This is a genomic window from Zobellella denitrificans, assembly GCF_002407485.1.
Taxonomy (GTDB): domain Bacteria; phylum Pseudomonadota; class Gammaproteobacteria; order Enterobacterales; family Aeromonadaceae; genus Oceanimonas; species Oceanimonas denitrificans.
This window is the reverse complement of record NZ_CP012621.1, coordinates 536,714-561,761: the sequence shown is the minus strand read 5'-3', so window position 1 is coordinate 561,761 and position 25,048 is coordinate 536,714. Positions and strand designations below refer to the sequence as shown.

General features: G+C 62.5%; 24 protein-coding genes. 10 read left to right on the top strand and 14 right to left on the bottom strand.

Translation table 11 applies throughout. The features are described 5' to 3' along the window. Positions 1-100 precede the first annotated feature (100 nt). The 6 genes from AN401_RS02625 to AN401_RS02600 are packed head-to-tail and all read left to right on the top strand — an operon-like array spanning position 101 to position 5,405. Positions 101-979, top strand: coding sequence for a GPO family capsid scaffolding protein (locus AN401_RS02625; RefSeq protein ID WP_096778455.1), 879 nt, complete (start codon positions 101-103; stop codon positions 977-979). Positions 980-988: 9 nt separating this feature from the next. Further along, a complete protein-coding gene (locus AN401_RS02620; RefSeq protein ID WP_096778454.1) occupies positions 989-2,038 on the top strand; it encodes a phage major capsid protein, P2 family in 1,050 nt (349 codons plus the stop codon). A gap of 4 nt (positions 2,039-2,042) precedes the next feature. Next, positions 2,043-2,756: a phage terminase small subunit gene (gene gpM, locus AN401_RS02615; RefSeq protein ID WP_096778453.1), complete on the top strand. Its 714-nt coding sequence runs from the start codon at positions 2,043-2,045 to the stop codon at positions 2,754-2,756. A 36-nt stretch (positions 2,757-2,792) separates the two neighbouring features. Beyond that, entirely contained in the window at positions 2,793-3,137 is a 345-nt protein-coding gene (locus AN401_RS02610; RefSeq protein WP_157772129.1) for a hypothetical protein, read from the top strand. Continuing rightward, positions 3,134-3,700, top strand: coding sequence for a baseplate complex protein (locus tag AN401_RS02605; protein ID WP_096778452.1), 567 nt, complete (start codon positions 3,134-3,136; stop codon positions 3,698-3,700). Before AN401_RS02610 ends, AN401_RS02605 begins: the two co-directional genes overlap by 4 nt. Then, the gene (locus AN401_RS02600; protein WP_096778451.1) at positions 3,678-5,405 is read left to right on the top strand and encodes a hypothetical protein; all 1,728 of its coding nucleotides are present in this window, start codon (positions 3,678-3,680) and stop codon (positions 5,403-5,405) included. The genes AN401_RS02605 and AN401_RS02600 overlap by 23 nt, the downstream gene beginning before the upstream one ends. Before the next feature lie 701 nt (positions 5,406-6,106). On the opposite strand, the gene nhaA (AN401_RS02595) is transcribed toward AN401_RS02600, so the two are convergent. The 6 genes from nhaA (AN401_RS02595) to rppH all read right to left on the bottom strand — a co-directional run bounded on the left by nhaA (AN401_RS02595) (position 6,107) and on the right by rppH (position 13,594). Beyond that, a complete protein-coding gene (gene nhaA / locus AN401_RS02595; RefSeq protein ID WP_096778450.1) occupies positions 6,107-7,303 on the bottom strand; it encodes a Na+/H+ antiporter NhaA in 1,197 nt (398 codons plus the stop codon). A 446-nt stretch (positions 7,304-7,749) separates the two neighbouring features. After that, positions 7,750-8,940 (bottom strand): Na+/H+ antiporter NhaA, encoded by a 1,191-nt coding sequence (gene nhaA / locus AN401_RS02585; protein WP_094039154.1) that lies wholly within the window; start codon positions 8,938-8,940, stop codon positions 7,750-7,752. Positions 8,941-9,122: 182 nt separating this feature from the next. Beyond that, positions 9,123-9,917 carry a thymidylate synthase gene (gene thyA / locus AN401_RS02580; RefSeq protein WP_094039155.1) on the bottom strand — a complete coding sequence of 265 codons (795 nt, stop codon included), beginning with the start codon at positions 9,915-9,917 and terminating at the stop codon, positions 9,123-9,125. Then, entirely contained in the window at positions 9,914-10,732 is an 819-nt protein-coding gene (gene lgt / locus AN401_RS02575; protein ID WP_094039156.1) for a prolipoprotein diacylglyceryl transferase, read from the bottom strand. Before lgt ends, thyA begins: the two co-directional genes overlap by 4 nt. Before the next feature lie 62 nt (positions 10,733-10,794). Then, positions 10,795-13,053 carry a phosphoenolpyruvate--protein phosphotransferase gene (gene ptsP, locus AN401_RS02570; RefSeq protein WP_096778449.1) on the bottom strand — a complete coding sequence of 753 codons (2,259 nt, stop codon included), beginning with the start codon at positions 13,051-13,053 and terminating at the stop codon, positions 10,795-10,797. A 28-nt stretch (positions 13,054-13,081) separates the two neighbouring features. Next, positions 13,082-13,594, bottom strand: a complete 513-nt coding sequence (rppH, locus tag AN401_RS02565; RefSeq protein WP_094039158.1) for an RNA pyrophosphohydrolase — start codon at positions 13,592-13,594, stop codon at positions 13,082-13,084. A 639-nt stretch (positions 13,595-14,233) separates the two neighbouring features. Between rppH and mutH the strand changes: the two genes are divergently transcribed. Beyond that, on the top strand, positions 14,234-14,950 hold the full coding sequence (gene mutH / locus AN401_RS02560) for a DNA mismatch repair endonuclease MutH (RefSeq protein ID WP_094039159.1): 717 nt from the start codon (positions 14,234-14,236) through the stop codon (positions 14,948-14,950). A gap of 46 nt (positions 14,951-14,996) precedes the next feature. On the opposite strand, the gene AN401_RS02555 is transcribed toward mutH, so the two are convergent. The 6 genes from AN401_RS02555 to ffh form a co-directional block, all read right to left on the bottom strand. Then, entirely contained in the window at positions 14,997-16,163 is a 1,167-nt protein-coding gene (locus AN401_RS02555; RefSeq protein ID WP_094039160.1) for an MFS transporter, read from the bottom strand. 149 nt (positions 16,164-16,312) lie between these two features. Then, positions 16,313-16,675 (bottom strand): 50S ribosomal protein L19, encoded by a 363-nt coding sequence (gene rplS / locus AN401_RS02550; RefSeq protein WP_094039161.1) that lies wholly within the window; start codon positions 16,673-16,675, stop codon positions 16,313-16,315. 32 nt (positions 16,676-16,707) lie between these two features. Continuing rightward, entirely contained in the window at positions 16,708-17,454 is a 747-nt protein-coding gene (gene trmD, locus AN401_RS02545; protein ID WP_094039162.1) for a tRNA (guanosine(37)-N1)-methyltransferase TrmD, read from the bottom strand. Between the two features lie 27 nt (positions 17,455-17,481). After that, positions 17,482-18,003: a ribosome maturation factor RimM gene (gene rimM, locus AN401_RS02540; RefSeq protein ID WP_094039163.1), complete on the bottom strand. Its 522-nt coding sequence runs from the start codon at positions 18,001-18,003 to the stop codon at positions 17,482-17,484. 23 nt (positions 18,004-18,026) lie between these two features. Then, complete coding sequence (gene rpsP, locus AN401_RS02535) at positions 18,027-18,278, bottom strand: 30S ribosomal protein S16 (protein ID WP_094039164.1); 252 nt, start codon at positions 18,276-18,278, stop codon at positions 18,027-18,029. Between the two features lie 122 nt (positions 18,279-18,400). Further along, positions 18,401-19,783: a signal recognition particle protein gene (gene ffh, locus AN401_RS02530; RefSeq protein ID WP_094039165.1), complete on the bottom strand. Its 1,383-nt coding sequence runs from the start codon at positions 19,781-19,783 to the stop codon at positions 18,401-18,403. Positions 19,784-19,928: 145 nt separating this feature from the next. On the opposite strand from ffh, the gene AN401_RS02525 reads away from it, so the two are divergent. Both AN401_RS02525 and AN401_RS02520 read left to right on the top strand, forming a co-directional pair. Next, positions 19,929-20,717, top strand: a complete 789-nt coding sequence (locus tag AN401_RS02525; protein WP_176442017.1) for a cytochrome C assembly family protein — start codon at positions 19,929-19,931, stop codon at positions 20,715-20,717. A 67-nt stretch (positions 20,718-20,784) separates the two neighbouring features. After that, positions 20,785-22,053, top strand: coding sequence for an HlyC/CorC family transporter (locus AN401_RS02520; protein WP_094039167.1), 1,269 nt, complete (start codon positions 20,785-20,787; stop codon positions 22,051-22,053). A gap of 2 nt (positions 22,054-22,055) precedes the next feature. Here AN401_RS02520 and AN401_RS02515 read toward each other — a convergent pair whose 3' ends face one another. Beyond that, entirely contained in the window at positions 22,056-22,505 is a 450-nt protein-coding gene (locus tag AN401_RS02515; protein ID WP_094039168.1) for an Rrf2 family transcriptional regulator, read from the bottom strand. A 136-nt stretch (positions 22,506-22,641) separates the two neighbouring features. After that, positions 22,642-23,298, bottom strand: a complete 657-nt coding sequence (locus AN401_RS02510; RefSeq protein WP_096778448.1) for a tetratricopeptide repeat protein — start codon at positions 23,296-23,298, stop codon at positions 22,642-22,644. Between the two features lie 230 nt (positions 23,299-23,528). On the opposite strand from AN401_RS02510, the gene ptsG reads away from it, so the two are divergent. Continuing rightward, on the top strand, positions 23,529-24,968 hold the full coding sequence (gene ptsG / locus AN401_RS02505) for a PTS glucose transporter subunit IIBC (RefSeq protein ID WP_096778447.1): 1,440 nt from the start codon (positions 23,529-23,531) through the stop codon (positions 24,966-24,968). The last annotated feature ends 80 nt before the right edge of the window (positions 24,969-25,048 follow it).

Here is a 25,048-nt window from a genome sequence, read left to right as displayed (position 1 = left end):
ATTCCGATTTCCCGAAAATCGGAATTCGGTGGAACGGCCCTTGATGAAATCCCCTTCACAAGCCCCTAGCCTGTCGCCATCACAGAACACGAGCAGGCACATGAAACCCGATTCACGGTTACGCACAGGCTGGATTTGCATTGCCACCGAGGGCAACAGCATCGACGGACGTTATATCTCCCGCGAGTGGCTGACCGACATGGCCGAAACCTACGACCCGGATCACTACACCGCCGTTATCTGGCCGGATCACTCTCGTTGGTCGGCCATGGGCACCGTGGAGGAGGTCAAGGCCGAGCAGGTGGACGGCAAGATGAAGCTGTTTGCCGTGCTGCGCCCGACCCGGGATCTCATTTACTACAACCAAATCGGCCAGTACCAGTTCTGCAGCATCGAGCCCCTGGAGCAATTCGCCGGCGGCGACAAAACCTACCTGGGCGGCCTGGGCGTGACTGACCGTCCGGCCAGCACCGGCACCACCCGCATGCAGTTCAGCGCCAAAGACAAGGCGCCCAAGATCATCGGCCAGAGCGAAGCGTTCAGCCTGGCCGAGCTGGCCGACCGCGAGCAGGAAGCCGGCCTGTTCAAGAAGTTTATGGCCTGGTTCAAAACCCAGGAACAAGAGCCCCCTGCCCCCACCAATAACACCCCCGAGGATCCAGCAATGGACAAAGAGCAGTTCAACGAGCTGATGAACACGGTTAAAGGCATCGCCACCAAGCAGGGCGAGCTGGAAACCAAGTTCGAGCAGTTCAGCAAAAAAGACGAGCCCGCCCCCGAGCCGCAAGCCAAGCCCGAGTCCGCCCCGGCCCCCGCCGGTGTCACCGCCGAGCAGTTCAGCGAGTTGCTGACCGCCGTCAAGGGCGTGGCCGAGAAGCAGGGCGCGCTGGAAACCCAGTTTTCCGCCCTGCTGAAGGAAGCGCCCGGCCAGAACCCCAATCCCGCCCCCGCCGGCGGCGACGTCTATCACCTGGTGTAAGGAGCCGACATGAGCATGATCCTCACCCCCGCCGCCGGCGCCATGCTGAATAAATACTTCAGCCAATTGGCCCAGGGCTACGGCATCGACCTGGGCGCGCTGCAGCGCGGCGAGAAGTTCAGCGTCACCCCGCCGATGGAAACCCGGCTGCGCGCCGCCCTGCTGGAGTCGGCCGACTTCCTGCGCATGATCACCCTGGTCGACGTGGACCAGATCAAGGGCCAGGTGGTCGACGTAGGCATCGGCAGTATCCACACCGGCCGTAAAGCCAATGGCCGCTTCCTGAAAAACGTGGGCGTGGGCGGCCACGGCTATGAGCTGGTGGAAACCGACTCCGGCGCCGTGCTGCCCTGGTCTACCCTCGCCGGCTGGGCCAATGCCGGCAGCGAAGGCGAATTTATGCGCCTGGTGAACGAGTTCATCAACCGCACCTTCGCGCTGGACATGATCCGGGTGGGCTTTAACGGCACCTCGGCCGCCGCCGATACCGACCCGGCGGCCAACCCCCTCGGCCAGGACGTGAACAAGGGCTGGCAGCAGCTGGTGCGCGAGTGGAACGACGGCTCGCAGATCGTGGGCTCGGCCCAGAGCAAGATCTACTTCGACCCCGACGGCCAGGGCGACTACAAGACCCTGGACGCCATGGCCTCGGACCTTATCAACAGCACCATCGACCCGGCGTTTCGCAACGATCCGCGCCTGACCGTGCTGGTGGGGGCCGATCTGGTGGCCGCCGCCCAGGGCCGGCTTTATCAGGAAGCCGACAAGCCCAGCGAGCAGATCCTGGCCCAGCAGCTGGCCACCAGTGTTGCCGGCCGCCGTGCCATCACCCCGCCCTTCTTCCCGGGCAAGCGCATGGTGGTGACCATTCCGGCCAACCTGCACCTCTACACCCAGCGCGGTACCCGCCAGCGCAGCGCGGCCCACAACCAGGACCGCAAGGGCTTCGAGAGCCAGTACTGGCGGATGGAAGGCTACGCCGTGGGCGAGTACCGCGCCTATGCCTCCTTCGACGAGTCCGGGATCGAAATCGCCCCGGCACCGGCACCGGCGGGCTAACTGAATGAGCACCCCGGCCCAGCGGCATCGTGATCGGCACCGCGCCCTGCAGGCGGCCACCCAGGCCGGCCGCACCGGGCAAGCCGAGGGCGAGCTGGCCCACAGCCTGCACCTGCAACTGCTGGCCCTGGAGCAGGACCAGCAGCGGCTGAAGGCGCTGGACCGCATCGGCGACAAGATAGCGCTCAAGCGCGAGCTGTTGCCCAAGTACCGCCCCTATGTGGAGCAGTACCTGGCCGGGGACAAGAGCCACCAGAACCCGCTGTTCGCCACGCTCATCGTCTGGCTGTTCGACCTGGGCGAGTTCGAGCAGGCCCTGGACTGGGCCGAACGGGCGATTGCCCAGGGCCAGCACACCCCGCCCCGGCTCAAGCGCGACTTTCCCCACTTTGTGGCGGACACCGTGCTGGAGTGGGCCGAGCAGCAGGCGGCCGAGGGCCAGGCGGTAGAGCCCTACTTCAGTCGGGTGTTCGCCCATGTGGTCAAGGACTGGCGGCTGAATGAAAAGCTCACCGCCAAGTATTTCAAGTTCGCCGGGCTGCTGTTGCTGCGCGACGCCACCGGCGAACCCCGGGCCAGCGCGGTGAATGATCCGGACGTGCTGGAACAGGCCGACGCCCTGCTGGCGAAGGCCCACGAATGGGATCCGGTGGGTGCCCAGGTAAAAACCCACCGGAGCCGGATTGCCATGCGCCTGCGGGCGCTTGAGCAAGACTAGCTCCACGCCGCCGCCCGCCCCCTCACCCCCGCCTGGGTGCCGGGCCGGCACAACAGCGCTCCGGCCCGCCCGGCCCTGGCCGCCCTCGGGGCCCAACTGGCCCAACTGGAATCCCTGGCCGCCGACGCCGCCAGCCCCATAAGCAAGCTGGAAGCGCTGGCCGCCAGGCGTGCGCTGTGGCTGGACGAGCAGCAGCAGGCCCTGGCGGACATCAAGGCCGGCCTCTCCGGCAGTCTGTTCCGGGCATCGGCCTCCGGCACCCCGGGTGCCATCGCCGCCGCCCTCGCCGGCGGCCTGCCCGGCTACGAGCAGGCCCACACTGCCGCCGTGCTGCTGGTCTCGCCCCAACCATTGACGTTTTTCAAGGAGCTGCTGCCATGATTGCACTGGATGGCGAGCTGATCCGCCTCAAGTCCCCCCGCATCAGCCTGAGCATGGAATTCAAGGAGCAGGACACCTCCGGCCAGACCTCCGGCACCGACGGCGCCGAACAGGGCGAAAAGGGCAAGGAGCTGCAGGTCACCGGCCTGATCCCCTTCTCCGACCCCACCGGCCTGGCCCAACTGTTCGAGCTGGCCCAGGCCAAGGGCGACGGCAACGAGCGCAAAATCTACCGCATCGGCTGCGAGCTGGCCGAAGCGGTCAAGATCTACCAGGTCAAATTCGTCGGCCGCATCATGGCCCCGGAGCAAGAGGGCCTGCTGGCCTGGCGCGTTACCTTCACCCTTCGCGAGCACCTGTCGGTGCCGGAAAAACTCGAACAGCGCCGCCCGCAGCCGGAAGCCCAGGTCACCCAGGGCACCGCCAACGCCGAGCCGGTCGCCCCGGCCGGCGCAGTAGACGGCGCAGAACAGCAACAGCGGGATCTGACCAGTACCGAAAAATTCCTTAAAAAGCTGGACGACGCCCTGGGAGGAAACAGTGAAGCTGAACAAACGGCTTAACATCAACGGCCAGCCCGTCACCCTCGCCAACGACAAGTTGATGCTGGAGCTCTCCGCCGCCGGCCGCGGCATCGTCACCGTCGCCGGTCAGGCCAAGGTGCGCGACCGGGTGCAGCTCGACATCGGTTACGGCCAGCGCATGGAGCCCTATTTCACCGGCATCGTCACCAAGGCGGTACCGGCCGAAAACGGCCATACCAAGCTGGTGATCAAGGAGTTGGCCTTCGTGCTCGGCACCCGGCTCACCATCAGCCTGCAGCACGCCACCTTTCGCCGGGTGCTGGAGTGGGTGGGGGAAGAAACCGGCCTTGCCTTCGTGCTGCCCGCCGGCGCCGACTACACCGACCGCCCAATCCCCAACTTCACCAGCGCCGGCTCCGGCGCCCAGTTGCTGCAGAACGCCGGCCGGGCCTTCAACATCCCCGACTTCTGCTGGTACCAGCAGCAGGACGGCACCCTGTACGCCGGCAGCTATCAACACTCCCGCTGGCCGTCCCGCCCGGTCACCATCGACCAGGCCGAAACCGGCGCCCAGGCCGGCGGCAACACCATCACCGTGCCCGCCTCCCCCGCCCTGCGCCCCGGCGCCCTGGTCAACGGCAACCAGATCACCCGGGTGGAATTCGACGGTACCCACATGCGCCTGCAATGGGCCGGCAGCCAGAAAACACCCCAGCAGCGGCAGATGGAGCAGCAATACCCCGAGCTGGCCGCCGGATTCCATCTGCCCCAGTTCGGCCAGGTCATCGCCGTGGCCGACCACGCCCGGGCCGGCGAACTCAACGACCCATTCCGCCCCCGCTACGCCGTGGACGTGCAGATGCTCGACGAAAACGGCCAGCCCGACCAGGCCGTGCCCGTCTATCAAGCCGTGCCCCTGCCCGTGCTGTTCGGCGGCCCCGAACAGGGCCAGTTCCAGTATCCGGTAGAGGGCACCCTGGTGGAGCTGGGCTTCGCCTTTGGTCGCGCCGACCAGCCCTTTATCCGCACCGTGCTCGGCACCGGCTGGCCCCTGCCCGATATCCAGCCCGGCGAGCAGCTGCAGCAGCAGCGGGCCGAGGTATTCCAGCGCACCGATCCGGCCGGCAACCACACCCTGGCCACCGACCAGGCCATCCACCACATCGCCGCCCAGCTCACCCAGCAGGCCGACGACTACCACGGCGAGTTCGGCAGCCAGCACACCACCGTGGCCCAGCACAGCACCGAGGCCGTGGCCGGCCGCAAGCTGATCGAGGCACTGGGTGCCATCGAGCTGCTCGCCGGCGACGATATCGAACTGGCCACCCTGGCCAACCTGCACCTGGTGGCCGCCGGCGAGCGGGTCGACGTGACCGGCGGCGACTACCAGCACGGCATCGGCGGCAACAGCACCACCACCATCCAGGGCAATCGCAGCCTCACCGTGCAGGGCAACGAACAGCGCACCACCCAGGGAAACACCACCGAACAGATCACCGGCAACAAGACCAGCACCGCCCAGGCCCAGGTGATCCAGGGCCAGAGCATCGTGCTGGGCAACGGCACCCACAACATGCTGGCCCTGATGATCAGCATGATGGCCAACGTGCAGGAGGCCCTGCAGAAGCTCGACGGCCACACCCACCCCGACCACCACCAGCCGCCCAACGTCCAGGGCCAGGTGGCCGGCCACGCCGGCAACATCGGCACCATCAAGGGCAACCTGCAAAGCTTCACCGGCTAAACCCCTGTCACACCCACCCAGGCGGCCCACAGCGGCCGCCTTCTTGTATCCCCACCCCACTGCTATATGCCAAGCTCTCCAGCTATATGCTAAGCCCAGCCGCTATATGCTAAGCCCGGCCCGCCGCCGCCACGGCAACCGCCCACGCACGCGCTCGCCCCACGAAAACCGCGCTCCTCCGCGCCCGCCTTCGCGCTTTGCGTCATAAAAATTGTGAAATTCTGCGGGTGTGCAAAACTCACCGCCAGCCCCCGCTGTTATTGGGATCTCGCGTTGATCTGAGGATCTGCAACCAGTGAAGTAAATTGCACGAAAATGAAGGAATTAGAGGCCGGCAAGATCACCGGCAGGATCGGCAACGCCGCGCCGGGCCTGGGCTTCGTGTCGTTTACGTGGGGAACTTCACAGATGACAGAAACAGGGGACCGCCTTGCAAGCCGCGCCAGAACTGGAAACAAGGCCGTATAAGAATTTCAAAACCGATCATCGTCGCCAAAACTGACCAGCGCCGCCAAATTGTCGCCAAACAAAGCGAGAGTGAATTATAAGATGTTGATTTTAAAGGAATAAAAAGAAATTAATTAATACAGGTGGTTGTAATTCAGGTGTGACAAAGCACCATCTCCCATGGATACAGGCCCCATCATAATGAAAGCGGCCGGGTTTGAATACCCGGCCGGCATGGGACAGGCGGCAATGCCCTAGACCGGTTGCGTGTGCGCCTGCTTCTCGTGCTCCGGCGCCGGCTGCGGTAGCACCAGTTTCAGCATCACATAGCCGGCCACGGCCGACATGCTGGAGCCCATCAGGATGCCGAGCCGGGCCAGGTTGGCCAACTGGGCCTGTTCGGCGAAGGCCAGCGATGAAATGAAAATGGACATGGTGAAGCCGATACCGCACAGCACCGACACCGCGAAGATCTGTCTAAAGCCGACACCGGCCGGCAACTGGGCATAACCCAGGCGCACCGCCAGCCAGCTGAACAGAAAGATGCCCATGGGCTTGCCCAGCAGCAGCCCCGCCATGATGCCGAGGGGCAGGGTCGAGGACAGGTCGGCGAACGACAGCCCTTCCAGCGACACGCCGGCGTTCGCGAAGGCGAACAGCGGCAGTATCATAAAGCCACACCAGGGGTTGAGAAACTGCTCCAGTTGCTTGGACGGCGAGAAACGGTGGCCGTAGAGCGGGATCAGGAAACCCAGTATCACCCCGGCCAGGGTGGCGTGAAGACCCGACTTCAGCACCGCCACCCAGACGATCCAACCCAGCACCAGATAGGGCACCAGATTGCACACCCGGGCCCGGTTCAGCCACATCAGGCCGGCAATGCCCAGGCCGGCTGACGCCAGCGCCGTCAGCTCCAGGCCATGATTGTAAAACAGGGCGATGATGATGATGGCACCCAGATCATCGATGATCGCCAGGGCCAGCAGAAACACCTTGAGGCTGAGCGGTACCCGCTTGCCCAGCAGCGTCATCACCCCCAAGGCAAAGGCGATGTCGGTGGCGGCGGGAATGGCCCAGCCGCTCTGGTTGACCGGCTCGCCGAGATTCAGCAGCATGAACCAGAGGGCGGGAAACAGCATGCCGCCGATGGCGGCCAGCGCCGGAAACAGGGCCTTTTCGCGGGTGCAGAGCGCCCCCTCCACCATCTCCCGCTTGACCTCGAGTCCCACCAGCAAAAAGAACACCGCCATCAGGCCGTCGTTTACCCACAGCAGCAAGGGCTTGTGCAGATCCAGTTCACCGATGCGCAGCTGGATGCTCGTATTGAGCACCTCCTGATAAATACCGGCCAGGGCGGTGTTGGCCATCAGCATGGCGATCAGGGCGGCGATGATCAGCAACACCCCGGCGGCCGATTCCATGGCCAGAAAGCGTTTAAGCACACGAGACATATTGAGCTCCTTCTCAAAGTGCTGGCCCGAGTGCAATCAGCTTGTCACAGAGGTAGTCATCGGTTTTTTCTGATTAACACCTCGGGAAAAACGAACTAAAGAGCGAAATGACTCATCAATGCCGATGAAATTGAAATATTAATCTTAAGTTAAGATTTATTTAAAAACAAAAATCTGTCAAATCGCCACAGGTGCTTTTATATGAGGGATAGAGTGGCGTTCAATCAGAATAATATATCAATAAAGATACCCGAACAGTGATGCCGGGCGGTGCACCAACCACATTCCGGGCAAAGATCTTGGCTCGCGGCCGAGTTGCAGCCGGGCCTGCTCCGGGTGGTTGCCATTGCGCCGCGACAAAGCCTCCCTCTTATGGAAACGGGCCCCACCATCATGAAAGCGGCCGGGCTTAAAGGCCCGGCCGCCTGCTGGGTTAATCCGGCCGCTCAGGCCCGGACCGACTCCCCGGCCATCGCCGGTTGGGCCCGGGGCAGGGCCAGGTGCAACATGGTGTAACCGATCAGGGCCGCCAGGGTCGAGCCCAACAGTATCCCCAGCCGGGACAGGTTGGCCAGGTCGGCGTGGCCGACGAAGGCCAGGGAGGTGATGAAGATGGACATGGTGAAGCCGATGCCGCACAGCACCGACACCGCGAAGATCTGCCTGAAGCAGACGTCTGCCGGCAACTGGGCGATACGCAGCTTCACCGCCAGCCAGCTGATCAGGAAGACCCCCATGGGCTTGCCCACCAGCAGTCCCATCATGACTCCCAGCGGCAGGGCGGAGGAAAGATCGCCCAGCGACAGCCCCTGCAAGGACACCCCGGCATTGGCGAAGGCAAACAGCGGCAGGATAAGGAAGGCGCACCAGGGATGCAGGGCATGCTCCAGCCGTTTGGAGGGAGAACCGCCGGCATGGTACAGGGGCACCAGAAAGCCCAGCAGCACTCCCGCCAGGGTCGCGTGGATGCCGGACTTGAGCACCGCCACCCAGACCACCAGCCCCAGCAGCAGGTAGGGAGCCAGGCTGCCGACCCGGCTGCGGTTGAGCAGCAGCAGTCCGACGATAGCGAGCAGGGCTATGCCAAGAGGAGGCAGGGAGAGACCATGGCTGTAGAACAGGGCGATGATGAGGATCACCCCCAGATCGTCGATGATGGCCAGCGCCAGCAGGAATACCTTGAGGCTGAGCGGCACCCGCTTGCCGAGCAGGGCCATTACCCCCAGGGCAAAGGCAATGTCGGTGGCGGCGGGAATGGCCCAGCCGTTCTGGGTCAGGGGATCGTCGGCATTGAACAGCAGGAACCAGAGGGCCGGAAAGACCATGCCACCGAGGGCCGCCAGGGCGGGAAAGATCGCCTGCTCCCGACGGGAGAGGGCCCCTTCCACCAGCTCACGCTTGACCTCGAGGCCGATCAACAGGAAAAACAGCGCCATCAGGCCGTCGTTCACCCACAACAGCAGCGGCTTGTCCAGATCCAGGGCGCTGATGCGCACCTGGACCCGGGTATCGAGAAAGGTGGTATAGAGATGGGCCCAGCCACTGTTGGCCATCAGGATCGCAGCCAGGGCGGCCAGGATCAACAGGATGCCACTGGCCGACTCCATGGCCATAAATCGTTTCAATACGCTTGACATAGATGAGACTCCACAACTCGGAATCACCCGAGTGTAATCAGCTCATCTGCCGGGGAGTAATCGGTTGTTTCTGCTTAAAGACTCGATAAAAACGAATATTTTTACAATTAGACGTTAGTATATCCGATACAAAAACAAAACTTACCACCAAGAGTTAACATTATTAACAATAAAAATACCGTTCAGATAGCCACCGGCGCCTTGATATGGGGGTGCGGCTGGTAATTTTCCAGGACAAAATCCTCAAAGGCATAATCGAACAGGGACTCGGGCTTGCGGGCCAGGCGCAGGGTCGGCAGCGGCCGGGGCTCACGACTCAGTTGCAGCCGGGCCTGCTCCAGGTGGTTGCTGTAAAGGTGCACGTCGCCCCCGGTCCAGACGAAATCGCCCACCTCCAGCCCCGCCTGCTCGGCCATCATATGGGTCAGCAGGGCGTAGCTGGCGATATTGAACGGCAAGCCGAGGAAGACATCGCAACTGCGCTGGTAGAGCTGGCAGGACAGCCTGCCGCCGGCCACGTAGAACTGGAACAGGGCATGGCAGGGGGCCAGCGCCATCTGGTCCAGTTCGCCCACGTTCCAGGCCGAGACGATGATGCGGCGGCTGTCCGGATTGTGCCTGATGGTGTCCAGGGCCAGGCTTATCTGATCGATGACCCGGCCGTCGGCTCCCTGCCAGCTGCGCCACTGGTGGCCGTAAACGGGACCCAGATCGCCGCGCTCATCGGCCCATTCGTCCCAGATACTGACGCCCTTGTCCTTGAGGTAGGCGATATTGGTGTCCCCGTTCAGAAACCACAGCAGCTCATGGATGATGGACTTGAGGTGGCACTTCTTGGTGGTCACCAGGGGGAAGCCCTCGCGCAGGTTGAATCGCATCTGGTACCCAAATACCGACAGGGTGCCGGTACCGGTCCTGTCCTCCTTCTGCTCGCCCTGGTCCAGGATATGCTGCATCAGCTCCAGATAGGCCTTCATGCGGTTTTTTCTCCGTTGGCAAACCATTGCGGGCGCCGGCAGGCGGCCCATAACATTATCGCTCCCGCCACCATCATCGGCATGGACAGCAGTTGCCCCATGCTGAACAGGTTGAGGTAGACGCCGAGGTGGGCGTCCGGCTCGCGCACGAACTCGACCATAAAGCGGAACAGGCCGTAGCACAGCAGGAACAGGCCGGACACCACGCCGCGCGGGGCCTTCAGGCGCCAGGCCAGGTTGAGGATGAGCAGCAGCGCCACCCCTTCCAGGGCGAACTGGTAGAGCTGGGACGGATGGCGCGGCAATGCGCCCGCCGCCGGGAAGATGATGCCCCAGGGCACCTCGGTGACCCGCCCCCACAGCTCGCCGTTGATAAAGTTGCCGATGCGGCCCGCCCCCAGGCCGAAGGGGATCAGCGGGGCGATAAAGTCGGAGACCGCGAAGAAGGTCTTCTTCTGCTTGCGGGCGAACAGCCAGAGGGCGACCAGCACCCCGACCAGGCCGCCGTGGAAGGACATGCCGCCGGTCCAGATCTTGATGAGGTAGAGGGGATCGGCCAGGAAGGTGTCGAACTGGTAGAAGAACACATAGCCCAGGCGGCCGCCGAGGATGACGCCGAGAAAACCGTAGAACAACACATCGGACACCTGATCCCTGGTCCAGCCGGAGCCCGGCTGTGCCGCCCGCCGGTTGGCCATCCACCAGGCGAAGACAAAGCCCAGCAGATACATAAGGCCGTACCAGTGGACCGCCAGCGGCCCCAGCTGGAAGGCGATGGGATCGAATCCGGGAAATACCCAGTGGCTATCAGACATGCGTTTACCCCGTCAAAAACAAAAGCGGTATTGTGCAGTCGTCAAAGGGCAAATACCAGAGCTTAACGCCCGGGGCGCAACAGGCCGCCCAGCCCCCGCTCTTCCAGGTAGCGGCCGAAGACGCCCTTGAAGGCGCCGCTATGCTGATGGCTCAAGGCTTCCTGAAATACCTTCTTCAGTTCGTCGGTACGGGACTGGCGCACTATGTATTTGATACGCATGATATTGCTGTTATTCATGCTGAAACGGCGGTAGCCCATGGCCAGCAGCACCAGCACCCCGACCGGGTCGCCGGCCAGCTCGCCGCAGATGGACACCGGCTTGGCGTAGCGGCGGGCCGCGTCGATGATCTGCTGCAGCGCCCGCAACACCGCCGGGTGCATGGCGTCGTAGATGTCCGCCACCCGGCCGTTGTTGCGATCCACCGCCAGCAGGTACTGGGTCAGGTCGTTGGTCCCCACCGACCAGAAATCCACCAAAGGCGCCAGCTCCGGCAGCTGGTAGAGCAGGGAAGGCACTTCGATCATCACCCCCAGGCTGGGATAACGGATCACCCCCTGCTGTTCGGCGGTTTCGGCCGACACCTCGCGCCAGGCCCTGTCCAGCAGCCGGCGCGCCACCCGCACCTCGTCCAGGTTGCCCACCATGGGCAGCATGATGGACAGGTTGTCCAGCCCCTGGCTGGCGCGCAGCATGGCCTTGAGCTGGACCAGGAAGATCTCGGGGTGATCCAGGGTGAGGCGGATGCCCCGCCAGCCGAGAAAAGGGTTTTCTTCCACTATGGGGAAGTAGGGCAACTGCTTGTCGCCGCCCACGTCCAGGGTGCGCATGCATACCGGCTTACCCACGTAACTGGTCAATACCCGGCGGTAATTGCTGGCCTGCTCCTGCTCGGAGGGAAAGCGATCCCGCATCATGAAGGGGATCTCGGTGCGGAACAGCCCCACCCCGTCGGCCGCGTCGTTCATGGCGATATCGGTATCGGCGCTCAGGCCCGCGTTGAGCAGCAACGACACCGTGACCCCGTCCCGGGTGACCGAACGCTCGTTGCGCACCGTGGCGAACAGTTCGTCCATCTGGGCTTCTTCGGCGATCAGCCGGCGGTATTCCCTTAACACGGAGGCGACCGGCTCCACCAGCAGTTCGCCACTGTAACCGTCGACGATCAGGGTGCGCTCCTCCAGCAGTTCGAAGGAATGGTCGATGCCCATGACGGCGGGGATGCCCATGGCCCGGGCCAGGATGGCGGCGTGGGAGTTGATGGACCCCTTGGCGGAAACGATGCCCCTGAGTTTGTCCCGGGGGATCTCGGCGATCAGGGTGGCGCTGATCTCGTCCGCCACCAGTATGATGGGCTCGGCCAACGTCAGGGGACCTTCGTCTTCATGGATCAGCCGGGTCAGCAGCCGTTGCCCCAGATCCCGCACATCCGCCGCCCGCTCCCGCAGGTAGGGATCGGACATGGTGGAGAACTGGGCGATTTGCTTTTCGCACACCCGCTTGACCGCGCTGCCGGCGGTCCAGCCCCGCTCGATCTCCTCGCGGATCAGGCCGATGAACACCGGATCCTTGAGGATGTATTGGTAGACCTCGAACACCGCCACCGACTCGCTGGCCTGAGACTCCTTGAAGCGCAGCGCCATGCTGTCGAGTTCGTCCTCCACCTGGATCAGCACCTTGTCGAAACGCTCGTGCTGCGCGGCCACGTCGTCGCCCTTGCGGGCCTTGACCTGGTTCAACTCGACCCTGGGCCGCCATACCCAGGCCCGGCCGATGGCCACGCCAGGAGAGCCGGCCAGACCGCGCAGCATGCCGTGCCAGTTGGGAGACTTGAGGTTGCCCTTGGCCTCGGCATGGGCGATCACCGTGGCCAGTTGGGAGGCCAGGGTCACCAGGAAGGATTCTTCCCCCTCCTCGAACAGCCGGACCTGTTTCTGCTGCACCACCAGCACCCCCAGGGCCTTGCGCTGGTGGATGATGGGCGCGCCGAGGAAAGACTTGAAGGCGTCTTCATGGGCTTCGGGCAGGTATTTGAACTTGGGATGGTGCTGGGCGTCGGCCAGGTTGATCAGCTCTTCCTTCTCGCCGATAAGGCCGACGATGCCCTCCCCCAGCGGGATCTTGGCATGGCCCACCGCCTCGACCGCCAGGCCGTCGGTGGCGGCGAGCAGGTAGGCCTGTTCCAGATCCTGGCGCAGATAAATGGAGCAGCAGTCCACATGCATGGCTTCGCGGGTCTTCTTGACCAGTTCGGACATGGCTTCGTTGAGATCGGAGCTGGCCGTCACCCGCTGAACGATTTCCCGCAATTCCTTTAACACTGCCGCCTACTCCTTAATGTCGATCGCGCTAGCGGTGCCGCCGTCGCCCGTCTTTGCGGCCCTGCTCCGCCATCACTATGGGCGCGAACTCCCGCAGCACCCGTCGATATACTTCCCGTTTGAAAGACACCACCTGGCGCACCGGGTACCAGTAGCTGACCCAGCGCCAGTCGTCGAATTCCGGATGCCCGTGGCAACCGAACTCGATCTGCGATTCATGATCCGAATCCAATCGCAACAGAAACCATTTCTGTTTTTGACCGATGCACACGGGATTGCTATCCCACCGCACCAGACGCTTGGGTAACTTGTACTTGAGCCAGTGGCGGGTGACTGCCAGCAGGGTGACGTTTTCGGGCCTGAGCCCTATCTCCTCGTACAACTCCCGGTACATGGACTGCTCCGGCGTTTCGCCGTCGTCCACGCCGCCCTGGGGAAACTGCCAGGAATGCTGCCCGTAGCGTCTGGCCCATAACACCTGGCCTTTGCGATTGCAGATCACTATGCCTACATTGGGACGAAAACCGTCGCCATCTATCACGCAATCACCAGACTAATAAAGCTAACATAAGGATGATTGTTCCATATTCCCCTATTCCCGGCAAATGGTGCTGCAGCAAGGGCAACACGGCCGGATGTTGAATAACTTGGGTTACTGTCAATAGTTATAAACAGAAAAAGGATCTTGTGGCGATCGATTGCCCCCAAATCGTGTGGATAAGCTTGTGACAAAGGTTGTATAGCTTGCGTTCCACCGCGCTGTCAGCGACTTTCATCATACCGAGGGTTACCAAACACAGAATGCAAGTCAAAAATAAATCAATAACTTAACACCATAAAAAAGGATCGAGCTGGATCTTTTCACAGCATCAACCTCGCTGGGCCCAGTGTGAATAAGTCCGATAGCTTAAAGATCCACCACCACCAACTTATCCACAGAGCTTGGGTTGCTCCCGGGTTAACGGCAAGAAAAAAAACCTGATCCTGGCCTTGTCCAGGGTCGGAAAAATCCCCCCGCCATGCCGGCAATACAGTTATCCAGTGTTTCTGTGGATAAGGCTGTGCAACAGCATGTTTATACTCGGGTAAAACCGGTATATCATCCCGTCCTTCGGAAACCTTCCCGAAAGACAGCAATACTGTCATTAAAATCAAATAGTTATAATGATAAACACGATAGATGTCACACCTGAAAGCGGCCCCGGAGAGCGAGCAAAAATTGAGCAACCCCATTTCACGTCCCCCGACCATCGAAGCTCTGCTGTCCCGGGCCGAACAACTGGCCGGCCTGCCCCTGGGCGAACTGGCCGGGCGGCTGGACCTGCCGGTGCCCGCCCACCTGCGGCGCGACAAGGGCTGGACGGGGCAACTGCTGGAACTGGCCCTGGGGGCCAGCGCCGGCTCCAAACCCGAACAGGACTTTCCCGAACTGGGTGTCGAGCTCAAGAGCATTCCCGTCGATGCCGCCGGCAAGCCGCTGGAAACCACCTTTGTCTGTGTGGCGCCGCTCACCGATATCGCCGGCCTGCGCTGGGAGCACAGTAATGTGCGCAACAAGCTGTCCCGGGTATTGTGGATACCGGTACTGGGGGAACGGGGAATCGCCCCCGGTGACAGGATCATCGGCCAGCCCCTGCTGTGGACACCCGACCTGGAGGAAGATCGACTGCTGCGCCAGGACTGGGAAGAGCTGATGGAACTGATAAGCCTGGGACGGGTGCAGGAGATCACCGCCCGCCACGGTCAGGTGCTGCAACTGCGGCCCAAGGCCGCCAACAGCCGGGCCCTGACCGAGGCGATCGGCCCTCGGGGGGAGCCGATCTTGACCTTGCCGCGGGGCTTCTACCTCAAGACCCCCTTCACCGGCGCCCTGCTGGCGCGCCACTTTATGCTGTAGCCGCGAGGGGTGAGGCGCCAGGCCTCATGCCGCCGAGACAAGGCGCCTAAGCCGCCACCGGCTCACCGGCCTTGAGCCGCCAGATCAGCACCAACACCAGCAGTATCCAGGGAATCGCGAGGAGGTTGAGCCAGGCCCAGCCCAGCAGGGCGACGCCCTGGCCGGAGAAAAGGCTGCCCAGGGCGGCGGCACCGAACACCAGGAAATCGTTCATGCCCTGCACCTTGGCCTTCTCCGCCGGCTGGTAGCTGAAGGTCAGCAAATGGGTGGCGCCGATAAAGGTGAAGTTCCAGCCGATGCCGAGCCACAGCAGCCCCCACCAGTAATGCCAGAAGCCCTGGCCGGAAAGATTGATCGCCACGCTCAGCAGCAGGGCGGCGCAGCCCCAGAGGATCACCCGGCGGGTGGTGAAGCGCCGGATCAGATGGCCGGTGAAAAAGGAAGGCACGAACATGCCGAGCACATGCCACTGGATCACCAGGGCGGTGTCGGAAAAGTCGTGACGGTGGTGATCCATCGCCAGTGGGGTCGCGGTCATCAGCAGCACCATGATGCCATAGCCGATCATGCCCGAGGCCACCGCCGCCAGCAACAGCGGCTGGCGGCACAGCTCGCCGTAGGAGCGCACCCGTTCCGCCTGGCTCACCGGCCGGGCCCTGGGCAGGGGCAGCAGCAGGATCAGCAGCAACGCCACCACATAGAGGCCGGACAGGCCGTAAAAGGCGCCGCCGTAGGGGTTGGCCGCATACCAGTCGCGGGACCAGACCGCCAGGTTGGGACCGAGCACCGCCGCCAGCACGCCACCGGCCATCACCAGGCTGATGGCCCTGGGATGCAGGCTGCTGTCGCAGGCTTCGAGGGCCGCGAAACGGTACTGCTGGCCCACTCCGATGGCGATGCCGATCAGGAAGGTGCCCAGGGTGAAGCCGGCCAGGCTGGTCGCCGCCAGCCCCTGCAGGGCCACCCAGGTGCCGAGCAAGCCGATTACATTGCCGAGCACGAAGCCGGTCTTGCGCCCCAGGGTCTGCATCAGGTGGGCAGCGGGCAGGGTGGAGAGGATCAGCCCCAGAAACTGGCAGGCCACCGGCAGGGTGATGAACAGGGGATCCGCCGCCAGGTGCTGGCCGATCAGCGCCGATACCGACACCAGCAGGATATTGCCCGACGCCAGCAGCGCCTGGGCGATGGCCAGGCCCCAAACGGTAATGGGCATGGAAACATCCTTGAAATCAAAGGAAAGGATCATCCTAGCCAGTTTACCGGTAAATGGACAGCCCGCTCAGGCCATGAAAGATCCGGGATGGATGGAAAACGAAAAGGCCCGCAATCGCGGGCCTTTTTCGACAGCCGAACCGGCTTGGCTTATTTGCCGTTCTTGGCGGTAAGACGCTCTTTGATACGAGCAGACTTGCCGGCACGGTCGCGCAGGTAGTAAAGCTTGGCGCGGCGGACGGCACCACGACGCTTCACTTCCACGCTGCCGATCAGCGGGCTGTGAGTCTGGAAGGTACGCTCAACGCCTTCACCGCTGGAGATCTTGCGTACGGTGAAGGAAGAGTGCAGACCGCGGTTACGCTTGGCGATGACCACGCCTTCGTAGGCCTGCAGACGCTCTTTGCCGCCTTCGGCAACGCGTACCTGTACGCGCACGGTATCACCCGGACCGAAGTCGGGGATATCTTTGCGCAATTGTTCTTCTTCAAGCTGCTTGATGATGTTGCTCATGATATTTCCTTACCTAGGGTAAACTGAAAACTCTACTGCTTGCCGCGACAGTCGCGGACAAATTCGGCAAGAAGCTGCTCTTGCTCGTCAGTCAGAGCTAGGTTGTTCAAGAGTTCCGGCCTTCTTAACCAGGTCCGGCCCAACGACTGCTGCATTCGCCAGCGTGCCACCTCGGCGTGGTTGCCACTGAGCAACACTTTGGGAACGGCCATTCCCGCCAGTTGCTCCGGGCGCGTGTAGTGGGGATGATCCAGCAAACCTTCACTGAAGGAATCCTGCTCCGCACTCGCCATGTCGCCCAGGACGCCGGGCACCAGACGGGCCACCGCATCAATCAGCACCATGGCCGGCAATTCGCCGCCACTGAGCACGTAATCGCCGACCGACCACTCTTCGTCGATATCGGCCTGGATGACGCGCTCATCCACTCCTTCGTAGCGTCCCGCCACCAGGATCAGCTTCTCCTGGCCGGCCAGTTCGCGCACGCCTTGCTGGTCCAGCTTGCGGCCCTGGGGGGACAGGTAAATCACCCTGGCTCCCTCGCCTGCCGCCGCCCGCGCCGCCGCGATGGCATCGCGCAGGGGCTGGACCATCATCAGCATTCCGGGCCCGCCCCCGTAGGGTCTGTCGTCGACAGTGCGGTGTCTGTCCCGGGTGAAATCCCGCGGATTCCAGCATTCAAATGTCAGCAGACCGTCCTTGACGGCCCTACCGGTTACTCCATAGTCGGATACTGCCCGGAACATCTCCGGGAAGAGGCTGACCACCCCTATCCACATGATTCTCTCCGCGCGGTGCGACTGGAATTAAAAATCCGGATCCCAATCAATTTCGATGATTTTGTCCTGAAGGTTCACGGACTTGATCACCTGATCTTCCAAAAACGGTATCAACCGTTCCCGTTGACCAAATGCATCGTTGGCATTGGCTTTGACCACCAGCACGTCGTTGGAGCCGGTTTCCATCAGTTGCTCCACCAGGCCGAAATCATAGCCCCTGGTGTTGAGCACCCGACAACCGATCAGATCGCGCCAGTAAAATTCATCTTCCGGCAGGGGCGGAAATGCATCCGCGCTTACCGCGATGTCGACACCGGTCAGTGCCTGGGCCTCTTCCCGCTGGTCGATATCGGCCAGCTTGCAGATGAGCCCCTTGTTGTGACGCTTCCACCCAGTCACCTGGATTTCGCGCCAGCCTTTGCCATCTCTCACCAGCCAGGGCCGGTAATCGAAAATGCCTTCCGGCTGGTCGGTAAAGGAGTTGACCTTCAACCAACCTTTAATGCCGTAAACGGCGCCCAGTTGGCCTACTACTACAGGTTCGCTCACCTTAACTCCCTACCCGTCAAGACTCAGGCTGCGGCTTTGGCAGCGTCTTTGATCAGCTTGGCTACGCGATCGGACACGTTGGCGCCCTGGCCTACCCAGTGATTGATGCGCTCCAGGTCCAGACGCAGTTTTTCTGCCTGGCCGGAAGCGATCGGGTTGAAGAAGCCAACGCGCTCGATGAAACGGCCATCGCGGGCGTAGCGGCTGTCAGCAACGACTACTTGGTAGAACGGACGCTTTTTCGCGCCACCACGTTGTAAACGAATGGTTACCATACCGTCCTCTATTTACTTGAAACAAACAAGGTTCGCAGACAATGCGAACCCCGGCTTAAAATAAGCCGCGCAATTGTACTCCGATCCGGCGAGAATGCAACCGGCTTGGCCCGGCCCCGGCCTCAGAAGGGACCGCGCCGACCGCCGCCCAGTCCGCCCGGGCCCATCAGTCCCTGCATCTGGCTCATCATCTTGCGCATGCCGCCCTTGCCGGACATCTTCTTCATCATCTTCTGCATCTGGGTAAACTGCTTGAGCAGCTTGTTGACCTCCTGCACATCGGTACCGGAACCCAGGGCGATGCGGCGCTTGCGCGACCCCTTGATCAGATCCGGATGGCGGCGCTCCTTCGGCGTCATGGAGTTGATGATGGCCTCCATCCGCACCGTCAGCTTGTCGTTGACCTGATCCTTGACGTTGTCCGGCAGCTGATTCATGCCCGGCAGCTTGTCCATCAGGCTCATCATGCCGCCCATGTTGCGCATCTGCACCAGTTGGTCGCGGAAGTCCTCCAGATCGAAGCCCTTGCCCTTTTTCAGCTTCTGGGCCATTTCGGCCGCCTTGCCCTTGTCCACCGAACGCTCCATCTGGTCGATGAGCGAGAGCACGTCGCCCATGCCGAGGATACGCGAGGCGATGCGGTCCGGGTGGAAGGGCTCCAGAGCGTCGGTCTTTTCGCCGACACCGATGAACTTGATCGGCTTGCCGGTGATGTGGCGCACCGACAGGGCGGCACCGCCCCGGGCATCGCCGTCCGCCTTGGTGAGGATGACACCGGTCAGCGGCAGCGCCTCGCTGAACGCCTTGGCGGTATTGGCCGCGTCCTGGCCGGTCATGGCGTCCACCACGAACAGGGTTTCGACGGGCTCGATGGCCGCGTGCAGCTGCTGGATCTCGGCCATCATCTCTTCGTCCACGTGCAGCCGGCCGGCGGTATCCACCAGCACCACGTCGAAGAACTGCTTGCGGGCATGGTCCACGGCGTTGCGGCCGATGTCCACCGGCTTCTGGTCCGCCCGGCTGGGGAAGCATTCCACCCCCAGATCCGCCGCCAGGGTCTCCAGCTGCTTGATCGCCGCCGGCCGGTAGACGTCGGCGCTCACCACCAGCACCTTCTTCTTGTGCCGTTCCTTCAGGAACTTGGCCAGCTTGCCCACCGAGGTGGTCTTACCGGCCCCCTGCAGGCCCGCCATCAGGATCACCGCCGGCGGAGTGACCGCCAGGTTGAGCGCCTCGTTGGCCTCGCCCATCACCGCCACCAGCTCGGCGTTGACTATCTTGATGAAGGCCTGGCCCGGGCTCAGGGACTTGGAAACCTCCTGGCCCACCGCCCGTTCCTTGACCCGGTTGACGAAGTCCCGCACCACCGGCAGGGCCACGTCGGCCTCCAGCAGGGCCATGCGCACCTCGCGCAGGGTCTCTTTGATATTTTCTTCGGTGAGGCGCCCGCGGCCGCTGATGTTCTTCAGGGTGCGCGACAACCGTTCGGTGAGATTTTCAAACATGACTGAGTCCGCAATTGGCGAAAATTGCGACCAGTATACCCAAGTTGCCGGCCGAACTTAAGCGACCTCAGGTAGCGACATGGCTTCCCTTGGGGGTATACTGGCCGTCCTTCTTTATTTTACCGGTTAATGGCTTACGTTCACTATGGAATTGCTTGCTGTATTGGCGATGGCCTTTTATCTGTTGGCGGCCTTCGCCTGTGTGCACCATCTGCTCAACCCCCACAGCCAGAGCCGCCGCTATGGCCTGCTGGCCGCGCTGTTTGCGCTGGGCCTGCATGGACTCTGGCTGTTCGACACCGTGGTGCTGGTTCCCGGCCAGAACCTGAGCATGCTCAACGTGGCCTCCGTCGTCAGCCTGATCATCTGTGCACTGATGACCCTGCTGGTCAGCCGGTTCAACGTCTGGCTGCTGATGCCGCTGGTCTACGGCTTTGCCGGCCTGCTGCTGGCGGCGGACCTGCTGTTGCCGAGCTACTACGGCATGCATCTGGAAACCCGTCCGGCGGTGCTGCTGCACATCGGCCTGGGGCTTATCTCCTACTCCCTGCTGGTGATCGCCTGCCTGCTCGCCATCCTGCTGGGTTTTCTCGACAACCGGCTGAAAAAGCACAAGCTGTCCAACCTGCCGGCGATGCCGCCGCTGATGACCATAGAACGCTACCTGTTCCGCCTCATCTTCGTCGGGGTGGTGCTGCTGACCCTGTCCATCTCCAGCGGGCTCTTCTTCCTGCAGGAGATGTTCAGCCCCGGCAAGGCCCACAAGGCCATCCTCACCATACTGGCCTGGTGCGTCTATGTCGGCCTGCTGTGGGGACACCACCGCCTCGGCTGGCGCGGACGCAAGGTGATCTGGACCAGCGTGGCCGGCAGCGTATTGCTGACCCTGGCCTATTTCGGCAGCCGTTTCGTGCGCGAGGTACTGCTGGGTTAGCCGCGACTTGACAGTACCGGCCTAAACCCTTAGAAATTGATCAGCTTTTTTACACAGGACGGTCTGCTTGGACGACATATCCACGGGTACCCTTACCGGTATCCTGATAGCCTTACTCTTTATCTCCGCCTTTTTTTCCAGTTCCGAAACCGGCATGATGTCGCTCAACCGTTATCGGTTGCGCCACCTGGCCCAGAACAAGCACAAATCCGCCACCCGGGTCGAAAAACTGCTGGCCCGCCCCGACCGGCTGATCGGCCTGATCCTGATCGGCAACAACCTGGTCAACATACTGGCGTCGGCCATCGCCACCCTGATCGCCATCCGCCTGTTCGGCGACTACGGCGTGGCCGTGGCCACCATCGCCCTGACCATAGTGGTGCTGATCTTCGCCGAAGTCACCCCCAAGACCCTGGCGGCGCTCTATCCGGAACGGGTCGCCTTTCCGGCCTCCTTTCTGCTCAAGCCGCTGATGGTGCTGCTCTACCCGGCGGTGTGGACCATCAACGCCATCTCCAACGGCCTGTTGGCGCTGCTGCGCATCAATCCCCAGGGCCGGGAGGATACCGCCATCAGCTCGGAGGAGCTGCGCACCATCGTCAACGAGGCCGGCGCCCTAATCCCCCGCCGCCACCAGGACATGCTGGTGTCCATCCTGGATCTGGAAAAGGTGACGGTGGACGACATCATGGTGCCGCGCAACGAGATCTACGGCATCGACGTGACCCAGGACTGGAAGACCATCAGCCGGCGGCTGCTGCAGAGCCCGCACACCAAGGTCCTGCTGTACCGGGACAGCATCGACGACGCCCTGGGCTTTATCCATGCCCGCGACGCCCTGCGCCTGCTGGCCAAGGAGGAGTTCAGCAAGTCGAGCCTGATGCGGGCGGTGCGCGAAATCTACTACATCCCCGAGGCCACCCCGCTCAACGTGCAGTTGCTCAAGTTCCAGCGCAACAAGGAGCGCATCGGCCTTATCGTGGATGAATACGGCGACATCCAGGGCCTGGTCACCCTGGACGACATTCTGGAGGAGATCGTCGGCGATTTCACCACCACCATCAGCCCGACCCTGAGCGACGAGATCAAGCCCCAGGAGGACGGCTCCTACCTGATCGAGGGCTCGGCCAGCATCAGGGATATCAACAAGGAACTGGGCTGGGCGCTGCCCACCGACGGCCCCCGCTCCCTCAACGGTTTGATCCTGGAATACCTGGAAGAGATCCCCCAGGCCAATATCGGCCTGCGGCTGGCGGGTTACCCCATCGAAATACTGGAAGTGGAAAACAACATGGTGAAACTGGCCCGGGTGCTGCCCCAATACTACCGGTCCTGAGTTCAGGCCTGACTGGCACGCGGCTCGAGCTGCCTGAAGATCACCGTCAGCTCGTCCCTGTTGCCCACCAGGTCGGCCAGGGTATAGCTTTCCATCACCCGCAGAAAGGCTTCCATCGCCAGCTGAAGGGCATCCTTCAGGCGACAGGCGGGCACCAGGTAACAGGCCGGGCTGCCGCAGTCGATGCCCCTGAGGTTGTGTTCCAGGCTGCGGATCACCTGCCCGATATTGATGTCTTCCGGCGCCCGGGCCAGGCGGATACCGCCATTCTTGCCCCGTACCGCATGGATGTAGCCTTCCCGCGCCAGCTGGTTGACCACCTTGACCATGTGGTTGCGGGACACATCGTACAGCCTGGAGACATGGGCGACGCTGGTCAGTTCGCCCCTGGGCAGGGTGGCCAGGTACATCATGGCTCTCAGTCCGAAATCGGTATAGGTGGTCAGCTTCATTCAGCGGGTATCCTGGGTCGGCGGCTAATATATATACATGATACACATTAGTGCACTAAGGTGACATGAAATGTCGGCGATGACAAGCGCGTCCCGGTAGCGGGCGCCGGAGCACGACGCCCGCCGGCATTCCGGTTCAGAACAGCAGCTGGTGGTTCAGCTCCTTGACCTTGTGGGGCGGCATGCGGGCGGCCAGGCCCTGGCTCAGGCGCTCCGCCTCCCGGTGCCGGGCCGGATCGGCGGTGACTATCTGCTTCAACCACAGGTAGGCCTGGGGATAGTCCAGCGGGCTGCCGGCGCCCTCCAGCAGCCAGCGGGCCCAGGTGAACTGGGCCTTCTCGAAGCCCAGGCTGGCGGCCTCCTGCATCAGGGGCGTGGCCCGCTCCCGGTTCTGCTGCACCAGGGTGCCGTTGTAGTAATACCGGCCCAGCTGTTCCAACGCCGCCGGCAAGCCCTGCTCCGCCGCCTTCCAGATCATCGCCATGCCCCGCCGTGGCTGTTTGGGCACACAGACCCCCCAGGCCAGCATGTCCCCCCACAGGAACTGGTAGGAAGGCAGCCGCAGCACCTCGGCCCTGGCCTCGATATCCTGCACCAGTTGACAGTTGTCCTTGTCCCGCACCTGCTGCAGGTGGCGGTTGTCGTTGATCCAGCGGATCAGCTCGTGCTCCTCGTACAGGGGCACGGCCCTGAGATCGTCGGTCGCGACCGTGCCGGAGGCAGCCGGATCCCGCTCCTGGGCAAAAGCCTGCAGGCTGCAGCACAGCAATAGTAAACAGGATATTCGCTTCATCGGTCGTCCTCCTGGGCTATCTATCGGCGCCGCCTGGCAAAGGTTGAGCCTTGTGTAACGTTTTGTAAGAAACTGTTGCTTTGTTACCGATAAACGCCGGCGAAATGCGCACTCGATCCCCCTTTTTACACTCCGGGTTGCACAAGCTGAATCGATTCAATCAATATATGGCCAACAAGCTTCTATACTACCTGAAAATCCGTTACATCCTTTGTCCTGGAGTGTTTTTTATGCTTAAAAACGCCTTTTCCAACCTGCAGAAAGTCGGCAAATCGCTGATGCTGCCGGTGTCGGTGCTGCCGGTGGCCGGCCTGCTGCTCGGTATCGGTGCCGCCGACTTCAGCTGGCTGCCCCATATCGTGTCCATGCTGATGGCCCAGGCCGGCGGCGCCATCTTCGGCAACCTGCCGCTGATCTTCGCCGTCGGTGTGGCCCTCGGCTTCACCAACAACGACGGCGTGGCCGCCCTGGCCGCCGTGGTCGGTTACTTCGTGCTGACCGCCGCCATCGGCGTCATGGGCCCCATCGTCACCGGCCTGGATCCGGCCACCGACGCTACCCTGATTAAACAGTTGACCGATACCGGCGTGCTCGGCGGCATCATCGCCGGCGGCATCGCCGCCTACCTGTTCAACCGCTTCTACCGCATCCAGTTGCCCGACTACCTGGGCTTCTTCGCGGGCAAGCGCTTCGTGCCCATCATCACCGGCGTCACCGCCATCTTCACCGGCGTGGCCCTGTCCTTTATCTGGCCGCCCATCGGCAGCGCCATCAACAGCTTCTCCGACTGGGCCGCCTACCAGAACCCGGCCCTGGCCTTCGGCATCTACGGCGTGGTGGAGCGGGCGCTTATCCCTTTCGGCCTGCACCACATCTGGAACGTGCCTTTCTTCTTCGAAGCCGGCACCTACACCAACGCCGCCGGTGAAGTGTTCCGCGGCGAAATTGCCCGCTATATCGCCGGCGATCCCAGCGCCGGCAACATGGCCGGTGGCTACATGTTCAAGATGTACGGCCTGCCCGCCGCCGCCATTGCCATCTGGCACTCCGCCAAGCCGGAAAACCGCGCCAAGGTCGGCGGCATCATGATCTCCGCCGCCCTGACCTCCTTCCTGACCGGCATCACCGAGCCCATCGAGTTCGCCTTCATGTTCGTGGCGCCGGTGCTCTACGGCATCCACGCCCTGCTGGCCGGCTCCGCCTATGTGCTGACCATACTGTTCGGCATGAAGCACGGCATGACCTTCTCCCACGGCTTTATCGACTTCGTGGTGTTCTTCTCGCAATCGACCAAAGGCTGGATGTTCCCCATCCTGGGCCTGGCCTACGGCGCCCTCTACTACACCCTGTTCCGGGTCGCCATCGTCAAGCTGGATCTGAAGACCCCGGGCCGGGAAGAGGCCAGCGAGGAAGGCGCCAAACAGGGCGGCTCCGAAATGGCCGAGCAACTGGTCACCGCTTTCGGCGGCAAGAACAACATCGCCAGCCTCGACGCCTGTATCACCCGCCTGCGGGTGGGCGTGAAGGACGTGGCCCAGGTGGACCAGGCCCAACTGAAGAAGCTGGGCGCCGCCGGCGTGGTGGTGGCCGGCTCCGGGGTACAGGCCATCTTCGGCACCCGTTCCGACAACCTGAAGACCGACATGGATCACTGGATCAGGGACAACTGATCCCGTCATTCCGCCGATAGCAAAACGCCACCCGCAGGGGTGGCGTTTTTTGTTTGATGACAAAGTCGTTGCCATAACCG